Origin of the sequence: Roseinatronobacter sp. NSM, assembly GCF_052379845.1 — a bacterium.
Taxonomy (GTDB): domain Bacteria; phylum Pseudomonadota; class Alphaproteobacteria; order Rhodobacterales; family Rhodobacteraceae; genus Roseinatronobacter.
In genome coordinates this window covers 39,816-50,537 of record NZ_JBQTCF010000030.1, presented here as the reverse complement: position 1 = coordinate 50,537, position 10,722 = coordinate 39,816, and the positions used below count along the sequence as shown (strand labels likewise).

General features: G+C 61.6%; 8 protein-coding genes and 1 pseudogene. 6 read left to right on the top strand and 3 right to left on the bottom strand.

Features of this window, described 5'->3' with window-relative positions; genetic code table 11:
* Nucleotides 1-975: 975 nt before the first annotated feature.
* The 6 genes and pseudogenes from ACTZWY_RS15455 to ACTZWY_RS15430 all read left to right on the top strand — a co-directional run bounded on the left by ACTZWY_RS15455 (nucleotide 976) and on the right by ACTZWY_RS15430 (nucleotide 7,704).
* Nucleotides 976-2,406 carry a DUF6880 family protein gene (locus tag ACTZWY_RS15455; protein ID WP_444791604.1) on the top strand — a complete coding sequence of 477 codons (1,431 nt, stop codon included), beginning with the start codon at nucleotides 976-978 and terminating at the stop codon, nucleotides 2,404-2,406.
* Nucleotides 2,339-3,054, top strand: a pseudogene (locus tag ACTZWY_RS15450) (DUF938 domain-containing protein). The gene ACTZWY_RS15455 and the pseudogene ACTZWY_RS15450 overlap by 68 nt, the downstream one beginning before the upstream one ends.
* Before the next feature lie 214 nt (nucleotides 3,055-3,268).
* A complete protein-coding gene (hchA, locus tag ACTZWY_RS15445; protein WP_444791603.1) occupies nucleotides 3,269-4,135 on the top strand; it encodes a glyoxalase III HchA in 867 nt (288 codons plus the stop codon).
* Nucleotides 4,132-4,854: a PA1136 family autoinducer-binding transcriptional regulator gene (locus ACTZWY_RS15440; protein WP_444791602.1), complete on the top strand. Its 723-nt coding sequence runs from the start codon at nucleotides 4,132-4,134 to the stop codon at nucleotides 4,852-4,854. The genes hchA and ACTZWY_RS15440 overlap by 4 nt, the downstream gene beginning before the upstream one ends.
* A 137-nt stretch (nucleotides 4,855-4,991) precedes the next feature.
* Entirely contained in the window at nucleotides 4,992-5,450 is a 459-nt protein-coding gene (locus ACTZWY_RS15435) for a (2Fe-2S)-binding protein (RefSeq protein WP_444791601.1), read from the top strand.
* A 1-nt stretch (nucleotide 5,451) separates the two neighbouring features.
* Nucleotides 5,452-7,704 (top strand): molybdopterin cofactor-binding domain-containing protein, encoded by a 2,253-nt coding sequence (locus ACTZWY_RS15430; RefSeq protein WP_444791600.1) that lies wholly within the window; start codon nucleotides 5,452-5,454, stop codon nucleotides 7,702-7,704.
* Nucleotides 7,705-8,076: 372 nt separating this feature from the next.
* On the opposite strand, the gene ACTZWY_RS15425 is transcribed toward ACTZWY_RS15430, so the two are convergent.
* The 3 genes from ACTZWY_RS15425 to ACTZWY_RS15415 are packed head-to-tail and all read right to left on the bottom strand — an operon-like array spanning nucleotide 8,077 to nucleotide 10,687.
* The gene (locus ACTZWY_RS15425; RefSeq protein ID WP_444791599.1) at nucleotides 8,077-8,490 is read right to left on the bottom strand and encodes a Rieske (2Fe-2S) protein; all 414 of its coding nucleotides are present in this window, start codon (nucleotides 8,488-8,490) and stop codon (nucleotides 8,077-8,079) included.
* Nucleotides 8,487-9,617, bottom strand: a complete 1,131-nt coding sequence (locus ACTZWY_RS15420) for an amidohydrolase family protein (RefSeq protein ID WP_444791598.1) — start codon at nucleotides 9,615-9,617, stop codon at nucleotides 8,487-8,489. The genes ACTZWY_RS15425 and ACTZWY_RS15420 overlap by 4 nt, the downstream gene beginning before the upstream one ends.
* On the bottom strand, nucleotides 9,617-10,687 hold the full coding sequence (locus tag ACTZWY_RS15415; RefSeq protein WP_444791597.1) for an amidohydrolase family protein: 1,071 nt from the start codon (nucleotides 10,685-10,687) through the stop codon (nucleotides 9,617-9,619). Before ACTZWY_RS15415 ends, ACTZWY_RS15420 begins: the two co-directional genes overlap by 1 nt.
* Between the last annotated feature and the right edge of the window lie 35 nt (nucleotides 10,688-10,722).

The following is a 10,722-nucleotide window of genomic DNA, read 5'->3' as shown; positions in this document are numbered from 1 at the left end:
GAGTGTGTCGCGTTCATTTGCATTCAAGCAACACACTCTAACTTATTGATTTCGCAGATTCGAGAAGCACAAAACCGGTTACGACTTTTGCGCGATACGCCCCAAAGCGCATACTGCTGAACCCTGCTCCCATCTCAAACAGCCAGAGATTGATCGGCGCGCAAATATATAGCGTGCCATTGAATTGCGGCGGGCATCATGACGTTGCGCCCGACGCAGGCCCGTGACAGCAACCGAACAAGGGCATATATGCCTTGCGTCATTGCAACCGCACCATGTCGGGCGCGGGCCGCAGCACCATAAAACCACCGCTGGGGTGCGTCGATATTCTGGGTATCTGGGGGGGCTGCCATTCGCCATTCTGGGTCACCACTTCCGTGAATTGCAGCTTCTTGGTGCAGTGGGCCATCATCAGAAGCAACCCGCGCTATTGGCCTGTTCAACCGTCGCGCACTTCCCCCCCCCCTTGCAAGGACGCGTTCAGTCCCAAAAGTTCCGCGCCGGCGCGTGTTGTTCAAGAACACATCAATAGAGACTGTATTGCTGGCGCGGCGCCACGCCACGCGCCCTGTCGTGAACAGCCCTTCGGAAACATGCGCAAATACATACGGACCGATCATCCATCCCGTTCCTGAAACGGCCAAATGCCCCATAGACTCAGGCCCCATTGATTTCAGTCTTGCGGCGTGCTTCACACTCTGCAAGGAAAACGATCAATAAAATTGCGGGCAAAGGTGCAGCTTCGTGGCGTTGGCAGACGGGGCGCGGCTATAGCCACGGGGGCACGGGGTTGCCAGCTTCGCGGCGCGCGCAATAACGTAAAGCGCGCCGCCCCCCAGACCAGAGTTGGGAAGCATGGGCAGCGCCGGATGGGCGGGCGCGACCTGTTGCAGCGCGGGCCACGCGGAAGAATGGCGCCCCCTTCCCTGTCCGCGCGCGATCTGGCAATCTGGCCGCTTCAGACAAGGTGCCCCGATGTCCAACAAAACCCTGAACAAAGCCAATCTTGAAAAGCTGGGTGCAGATAAACTTGCACGGCTTGTCATGGAACTGGTGCAGGGCAGCGCCGCGCTTCAGCGCCGCGCACGGCTGGAACTAAGCGCAGCACAAGGGCCCAAGGACGTGGCCGCCGACCTGCGCAAGCGCTTTGCATCGCTGCGGCGCGCGTCCAGTTATCTGGATGCCCGCAAACAGCGCGCATTGGTCAAGGATATGGACAGCTTATTGGGCATGATCACGACGACCATCGCGCCCCATGATCCGGCAGAGGCGTTTGAGCTGACATGGTCCTTCGTGCAACTGGCCCCAAGGGTCCATGAACGGACGGACGACAGCAATGGCGCAGTGGGCGATGTGTTTCGCCGCGCGGTGCGCGTCATCGCGGATCTGTCAGCCAAGGTCACGCTGACACCGGAAATGCTGGCAGAACGTATCCTTGATGCTGTGGCGGATGCAGGTTACGGCGAATTTGACGGAATCATTCCTGCGACGGTGGACGCGCTTGGACCTGCGGGGCTGGAGCACCTGAAACGGATCACCACCGACTGGGCCAATGCCGCGCCCACGCCCGCTGAAATCGCGGCCTGTCAGCGCTATGGCCTGCCCCTGTCGCCTGCCAATGCAATCGCGCGCGCCAAGCAATCTACCGCGTCAAGTATTCTGGCCGATGTGGCCGATGCACAGGGCGATGTGGACGCCTATATGGCCCGCTATTCGCCCGAGCAACTGACCTATGCCACCATCGCCCCCGATGTCGCGCGCAGATTGTTATCCGCAGGCCGCGTGACACAGGCCCATGAGATCGCGCAGCGCGCCTTGGCGCGTGAGGCGGGGGCAAAGTTCCACCGGACAAGCGTTGATCTGGACGAGGTTTATGAGGAGTGCTTGGCCGCCTTGGGCAAGCGCGACGCGTTGAAGGCGCATCTGTGGGCGCGGTTTGAAAAACACCTGAACGCGCGCGCCTTGCGCAAATACCTGCGCCTGCTGCCTGATTTCGATGATCTGGAAGCCGAAGAACGCGCCTTTGACATCGCCACCCACCATACCGACCTGCGCGGCGCCCTGCATCTGTTCCTTGACTGGCCCGCGCCTGACCGGGCCGCGCGGCTGGTGCTGGCGCGGGCGGCAGAACTGGACGGCAATGATTACATGCTGCTGACCAAAGCGGCCGAGGCGCTGTCGGACCGTCACCCGCTGGCTGCCACTGTGATACGCCGCGCCATGATCGACGACACGCTGAAGGGCGCGAAATCCACCCGCTACCGCCATGCCGCGCGCCATCTCGTGGAATGCCATCTGGCTGATCTGTCCATTATCGATTACGGTGCCGTGCAAAGCCATGCAGCCTATGAGGCCGCGTTGCGCCAGACGCATGGCCGCAAACAGGGGTTCTGGTCCCATGTCTGACACGCCCTTTGACCCGCTTGCAGACCCCGCTGCAACCGTCGCGCGCCACCCGCATTTGCGCCATGCCCACGCATCTGCCCGCAACCGCACCCCCATCTGTCAGGCGCTGGCACAGCTTCTGCCCGCCACGCCGTGCACGGTGCTGGAAATCGCCTCTGGGACCGGGGAACATGCGCTGTGGATGGCCCGCGCCCTGCCCCATGTCACATGGCACCCGACCGAGGCCACAGCCGACGGCTGCGCCGCCATCAACGATTGGCGCGCGCTGTGCCCCAAGTTATCTGGCCGCGTGCTGCCGCCTGTGCAGGTCAACGCGGCCACCCCGCCATGGCCGGGGCCGCAGGTGGATGCGGTTTTCACCGCAAACCTGACCCATATCGCGCCTTGGGCCGCGGGCTGGTGGCAGGGGCTGCCGGGCGGCTGGTCCGTGGCGGGTTGCTGCTGATCTACGGCCCTTTCAACGAAGCTGGCCGCTTCACCGGCCCAGGCAACGCGGCCTTTGACGCCGATCTGCGCCTGCGCAACCCGGAGTGGGGCCTGCGCGCGCGGGAAGATGTCGATACCCTTGCCCAAACCCATGGTTTCACCGCCGCCCCCGTGCATACCATGCCCACCGACAACCGGCTGTTGGTCTATCGGCGGAACTAGGGATGCCATGGCGTATCCGCGCGCGCGCTTTTTCAGGGTCAGAATTGGGGTGGCCGATATTTGACAAAATCATGTGCGAAAAGGGGCCACGCTGGTCGGTCATAGGGCCGCTGGTCTGGCATTTGCGACAATGCTAGGGGATACCCCTTATTCCTGTCTGCGCGCGCGAGGCTATGATTGATGTTCTGTTATTGCTTATGGAAAGAAATGTAGAATGGTAAATTCAGACCCGAACGACCGCCGACCGACCCCCGATCCCGCCGAGCATGACGCGTTCTTCCCCTCGCCCTATTCGCTCAGCCAGTTCACAGCGCCGGTGTCTGACCTGTCGGGCGCGGAATACCCCGATGCCTATAAGGGCGGGCGCTGGAAATTCCTCGTGATCGGTGCGGATGAGCGGTATCTGCGGATGGACAATGGCACGATGTTTTCCACCGGGAACCACCCGGTAGAGACTTTGCTGCCAATGTATCATTTGGAAAAGGCCGGTTTCGGCTTTGATATTGCGACTGTATCGGGCAACCCGATGAAGTTCGAATTCTGGGCCATGCCACGCGAAGACAAGGAAGTTCTTGGCTTTTTTGACCGCTACGCCGAGCAGATCAAGGCGCCACTGAAGCTGGCCGATGTGATCACCAAGGCCTTGGGTGACGACTCTGATTACCTGGGCGTGTTCATTCCGGGCGGCCATGGTGCGCTGATGGGCCTGCCCAAAAGCCCCGAGGTCAAGACCGTTCTGGAATGGGTTGCCGCCAAGGACAAGTTCCTGATTTCGCTCTGCCACGGCCCTGCGGCTTTTCTGGCTGTTGGAAAGGACAGCCCTATCTATCGCGGGCGCAAGATCATGGCCTTCCCTGATGCCCTTGACGCGCAGACGCCCGACATCGGCTATATGCCCGGTCATCTGACATGGAAATTCGGCGAAGAATTGCAGGCACTGGGTTTCGAGTTGCTCAATGACGGAATTTCCGGGGCGGTCCACAAGGATGGCAAAATCCTGACCGGTGACAGCCCGCTGGCGGGCAATGCGCTTGGCCAGCTTGCCGCGGCCCAGGCGCTGGCCGAAGTGATGGCAAAGTGATCTGGTCCTCCGGGGATACGGCCTTTGATGCCCTGCTGCGCGTGTCGCAGGCCGAAAGCCTGCAACAGATGCAGGAAACCATCTGTCGCGCCTGTGCGCCGCTTGGATATGACAGGATCCTGTTATTTGCGGTGACGACGCAAGAGGATGTGACAGTTGACCGTATCTTCTGGATCGAAGGCGATTGGTTCGGCGACGGCACCCCTGTCGACGCCGACACCTATCTGGCGCGGTGCCCGGTCACGCGCCATGTGCTGAACGTCCGGGAACCATTTTTCTGGACCAAGACAGAAACACAGGGCTATCAGGTCGTGCGCAAACCGACCGGCAGCGGTATCAATGGGTTTCAGGTGCCGGTCTATGGCCCCATCGGGCTTGAAGGGGTGGCCAGCTTCGGCGGCCCGCGTCTGGACGCTTCGGGGCGGGCGCAGCTTTTCCTGTCGCTGCTTGGCGTTGCAGCGTTCCGCCGTAGCCGCCAACTGGTGGAAGGGCATGACAGCGGCACAGCCAGACGGCTGTCGGACCGCGAGCGCGAGGTCCTTGGCCTGATTGCCGCAGGGCGCAGGCAGGCTGAAATCGCGGCGGCACTGGGGATCTCGGGACGAACGGTTGAAAACCACCTGCGCAATATCCGCCACCGGATCGGGGTCAAGACAACAGCCCAGGCAGTGCAGGCCGCAATCCGGCTGGGCGAACTGACCCTGTCTGAGGATGCCTGAGGGATTGATGATGGAAAAGATTGTTCTGGTGACCGGCTTTGGCTTTGGGCATTTCCGGCAATCGGCTTGACGTGATCTGCAAGTTGCCCGTTGGACTGAATAGTGCGAATGTTACCGCAAGAATTCAGGAGAAGCCGATGAACCTGACAATCAATGGAATACCCCATAGCGTGGACCTGCCCGATGACATGCCCCTTTTGTGGGTGCTGCGCGACGCGCTGAATATCACTGGCGTCAAATACGGTTGCGGGATCGCCCAGTGCGGGGCCTGCACGGTGCATATCGATGGGCAGGCAGTGCGGTCGTGTCAAGTGGCGCTGGCCGATGTCTGGGGCGATGTGACCACGATTGAGGGGTTGGGCAGCGCAGGCGCGCTGCACGCCATTCAGGCCGCATGGATCGACCATCAGGTGGCACAATGCGGCTACTGCCAGTCTGGCCAGATCATGCAAGCCGCCGACCTGCTGGCCCAAAACCCCGCCCCCACGGATGACGACATAGACGCGGCCATGTCCGGCAACCTGTGCCGCTGCGGCACTTATCCGCGTATTCGTGCGGCGATCCACAGTGCCGCCGCCGCGATGCGGGGGGCATGAGATGGGCCGTTTGGGAACATACACGCGGCGCGGCTTCATCATTGCGTCGGTCACGGTGGCGGGGGGCGTGGTCTTTGGTGTGCGCACCTATAACGACCGGCTGGAAAACCCGTTGACCGGGGGGCTGGCCCCGGACGAGGCCGCGCTGACCCCTTACGTCAAAATCACGGCAGCAGGCATCACCCTGATTACGCCCCGTGCCGAAATGGGCCAAGGCATCCACACCCTGCTTGCCTCGCTGGTGGCCGAAGAACTGGATGTGGAACTGGGCCAGATACAAATCGAGCACGGCCCCCCGTCATCCGCCTATTTCAACGGTGGGGTGGTCAAAGAAGGGTATCCCTTCCCGACCACGGACAACAGCGCCATCGCGGAATTTGCCCGCGCACAGCGCGACATTCCAGCGGTGTTTCTGGGCTACCAGATCACCGGCGGGTCCACCTCGACCCATGACGCCTATGTAAAGATGCGGCGCGCCGGGGCGGTGGCCCGCGAAACCCTGAAGGCCGCTGCCGCCGCGCGAACCGGCATCCCCGTCGCGCAACTGGCCACGAAGGCGGGCGCGGTCATCCTTCCAGACGGGACGCAGCTTGCCTATGGCGATCTGGCTACCGAAGCGGCAACAACCAAACTGGCAGACGCGCCCGCGCTGCGCCCGCGCAGCGCATGGCGCATCCTTGGGCAATCGCAGGACCGGCTTGATGTGGTGGACAAGACGACGGGTCGCGCGCTCTATGCCAGTGACATCCGCCTGCCCGGCATGCGCTTCGGGGCACTTCGGCGCAGCCCTTATCTGGGCGGTGCGCTGCGTAGCTTCGACGCCAGTGCCGCACTTTCCATGCGGGGGGTGGTGGCGGTGATAAGTGTCGATACGGGCGTGGTCGCCGTGGCCACCGACACATGGACGGCAATGCGGGCGCTGGACGCGGTGGTGTATGATTGGGCACCGCCAATCTATCCGGCCAACACCGCAGGCCATTTCAACACCATCGCAGCCGCCTTTCGGCCAGAACACCAAGACAGCCGCCAGCGCGATGATGGCGATGTCGAGGCGGCGCTGAAAGGGGCCAATGTCATCGAAGGGGAATACCGCGCCCCCTATCTGGCGCATGCCACAATGGAACCCATGAGTGCGGCCGCCCTGATGCAAGATGGCGCGCTTCAAATATGGGCGGGCACCCAAGGCCCCACTGTCGCCCAGCGCGAAGCCGCGCGTGCGGCGGGCATAGACGAAAGCGCCGTGACACTCACCACAACCCTTATGGGGGGTGCATTCGGGCGGCGGGGCGAGATGGACTTTATCCAGATCGCTGCAAAACTTGCCGTTCAAATGCAGGGCACGCCGGTTCTGCTGACCTATCCCCGCGCAGAGGATATGTCGCGCGGGCCTTACCGCCCCGCCGCCATTGGCCGTTTCCGCGCGGCCATCACGGATGGGGTGCCGGTGGCTGTCGATATCGCCACCGCCGCGCCTTCGATCATGGCAGGCATCGACGCGCGCGGTGGTGCGCCCGCGCCCATCCCCGGTTTCGTGCCGGATTTCACACTGCCCCAAGCCCTATGGGACCAGCCCTATGCGATCGCAAACTACCGTGTGACCGCCTACAGGTCAGAACCCTTGTTACCGGTCGGGTTCTGGCGGTCTGTTGGCGCGTCGCAGAATAGTTTTTTCCATGAATGCATGATGGACGAACTGGCCACAGCCGCTGGCCGCGACCCGGTCGAAATGCGGCTGTCGCTGATGACCGACACCCCCAGCCGCGCCGTGCTGACGGCGGTGGCGGAAATGGCCGCGTGGGGCACTGCGCCACCTGCAGGCCGGGCGCGGGGCGTGGCCTTTGCGCTGACCTTCGGGGTGCCAACCGCGCAAATCATCGAGATTGAACAGACACGCAGCGGTATCCTGATCCGTGATGTCTGGATCGCAGCAGATGTGGGCGTGGCCCTTGACCCCAGAAATCTGGACGCGCAGCTGATTTCTGGGGTCAATTACGGGCTAAGCGCCGCAATAGCCGAGGAAATCACCCTTGCAGATGGCGCGGTGAATCAGTCGAATTACCACGACTACCCGGTTTTACGCATGTATCAGGCGCCGCGTATCCATACCCGTATTCTTGAAAACCAGCACCATATTCGCGGCATCGGCGAACCCGGCACGCCCCCGACGGCCCCCGCGCTGGCCAATGCCATCTTCGCCTTGACCAGCACGCGGGTGCGGGAGTTGCCGCTTGGCAAATCGGTGACCTTCGCATAAGCCGCCATCTTCATCTGCCCCCCCCCGCCGCAGCAGCATTGCTTGCGCATCACCATGGCATGTAGCCAACTTCCCGGAATTGTTCCTATGCGGGTTGCCCGGCGGATGACGGACATTGCACCGATGATTAGTAGCCGCCGGATGTCGCGCTGTCCCATCCTGGACATTCACCCCAAGGCCTGATTGCCCCGGCTGCGCGTTTTCGGGGCGCCAGGCCAGCCAGACCGCGAAATCCCGATAGCGCCCGAACATTGACGGGGTGGGGGTGAAAGCTTCGCTTGCCGTCGCGGTGATTGGCCAAGACCCACATCACCTTGGCACATTGCGCTGCTGTCGCGTGGGGGTATGCACCCCATCAATTCTCAATGACAATCAACAGGTAACCACAACATAGTCATCTTGCAAGGATACGGCAAATACCTCCAGGCGGTAGGTCCCTTCTTCCAGCGTGGCACCGGGGCATATCTTCACACCGAAACTGCGGGTTTTCATGCGGGCAGGGTCGCACCATGATTTTCCGGTTTCCATGTCAAACTCCCATCCATGCCAAGGGCACCGAACCATCTTCATGTCGGTTCGGACCCGGTATTCCCCTGGTCTGTCCGCGACGATGACACCCCCCACCTGCCCCAGCGACAGGCTTGCGCCTTCATGCGGGCAGCGGTCCGCTATGGCAGAAAGCTTGCCATCCACATTGAAAACCGCAATCGCGCGGGTGCCGATCATGACACGTTTCGCTGTGCCGGGGGGCAGTTCCGACAGCGCACATACCACATGATCTGTCATGCGCCCCTCCCCTTGGGTGCCGTATCCAGCCGGAACAAGCTGACGGCATTTTCGCGCAGCAACAAGGCGCGGTCGGCGGGCGAGAGTGGCAGGCGAAACGCATAATCAGGATGATCGAAGTCCCAATGCGGATAATCCGTTGAAAACAGCAGCCTGTCCATACCCACCCAGCGCAGGATATCATCAAGTTGCGATGATAGCGGCGGTTCCTCTACTGGCTGTGTCGTCAACCAGACATGGTCGCGGATGTAGTCCGAAGGGCGGCGTTTCAGATGCGGGACTTCGCGCCTGTGGCGTTCCCATTCCCGGTCAAGCCGCCAGACCATGGCGGGAAACCATGCGAACCCACCTTCGACCAACACCACTTTCAAATCAGGAAACACATCGAACACGCCTTCGAAAATCATGCTGACCAACGCTGTTTGCGCAGCATGCGAAAAAGCAAAATGTTCTTCAATATAGAATGACGCCCAGCCCGACCCGGTATTTGCGCGGCTGCCAAAGGCCGCCGAATGCATGGCAACGGGCAGGTCATAATGGGCCGCCGCTTCGTAGATTGGCCAGTATCGCTGGCGCCCCGCCGGTTCCAGCGTGCGCGGGCTGATGGCAACCTGCACAAAACGGCGGTCATTGGCGCGCGTCTGTATTTCCGACACGGACGCTTGCGCATCTTCCTGCATGACCGAAAGCGACGCTTTCAAGCGCGGCTCGGGGCTGGCCCATTTGTCAATCTGCCAGTCATTGGTGCCAGCACAAAGTGCCACGCCCAGCGCCGTGTTGGACATCAAATGGCCGGGGCTAAGCGGTTGCAGAATACCGTATTCGATATCATGCGCGTCCAGCAGCTGTTCTTGCAAAAAGGCCAGATCAGACGCAGGCGGGCCGCCTGCCGCAGGATAGGAATCGCGGCGCATCCCGTGATTCATGCGCGGGTAAGGCAGCGCCCCCATCAACGGGTTGGCGGAAAACAACCCGAATTCCTGAACATGCTGGCGCCAGCGCAACGGCAGATAGGACAGCATTTCCGCCTGCGATGTATAGGCGGGGTGAATATCGCAATCAACAATCATGGTGCGGGCGCGGTCATCGGTTGCCCCTTTGGCTTTTGCAAGCAATTCGCGGGTCATCACACTCCCTCCAGTCGGGCAAAGGTGGCGCGGGCCGTGTCCCGCGCCACAGCCGCATGCAGCGGCGCTGGCAGCCAGTCGGGCAATCCGGGGCCAGTGGCATGCGGTCTGGGAAAATCCGAGGCATGGATCAGCATATTGGCGGCATCAAACTGTCCCAGAACACGGGCAATCTGGTCTGCGTCTTGCGGCAGGTCGGCGGCCTGTGTGCTCATGCGCACATGGCGGGTAATAATGTCTGACGGCGCTTCCTTGATCCACGGCACTTCCAGACGTATGCCTTTCCAGTCTTTCGTCATCCGCCACATCAGCGCGGGCAGCCAGCTTATGCCGCTCTCCAGCAACACCACCCGCAAATCGGGGAATTCCGTAAAAACCCCTTCGGCCACCAGACTGGCCACCTGACTGGCGAAGGCTTGCGGCGCAAGCGCTGCTTCTTCAACCCGGTAGGACAGAAACCCCGATTGCGTGGGCGCATGCCGATAGATGGACCCCGGATGGACGGCCAGTGCAAAGCCATGCTCGGACATGGCGCGATAGATCGGCCAATGTTCCCGCCGGCCAAGTGGCCTTTCCCCCATCAGGGGCGTCAGCACAGAAACAAACCGCCCGTCCGGTGCAAGGCGGTTTATTTCCTGCACCGCCGCGTCAGGGTTCAGAAACGGCACAAGTGCTGCTGCGCGCAAGCGCGAGTCCTGGCCCAACCAGTCAGCGGCCAGCCAGCGGTTGGTCGCTTCGCACAGCGCCGCTGCCAGATAAGGGTCATACGCGGCATGCGCCCCAGACATGACATTCAGAATTCCGGCTGCAATACCTTGTGGGTCCAGATGCAGGCGCGCAATATCATGGGGCGTCGCGTTTGCCTGTGGCCCCTTTGCATGCTGGTTCAACCCTATGGACTGCGGCTGCGACATCATTTCAAGCCGGTCAATACTACGGTATTCGAACATTTCGGCCCAATAGGCGGACGCATGCGGTGCCAGATCACGGCGCAGCGGATTGCGCGGGTGAATATCGGCGTCTATCAATCCTGAAATCACCGTGGACTGAACGGGTGGCGCATCTTTCATGTCAACTCCTGCTCATGGGATAGTCCCGCGCTACG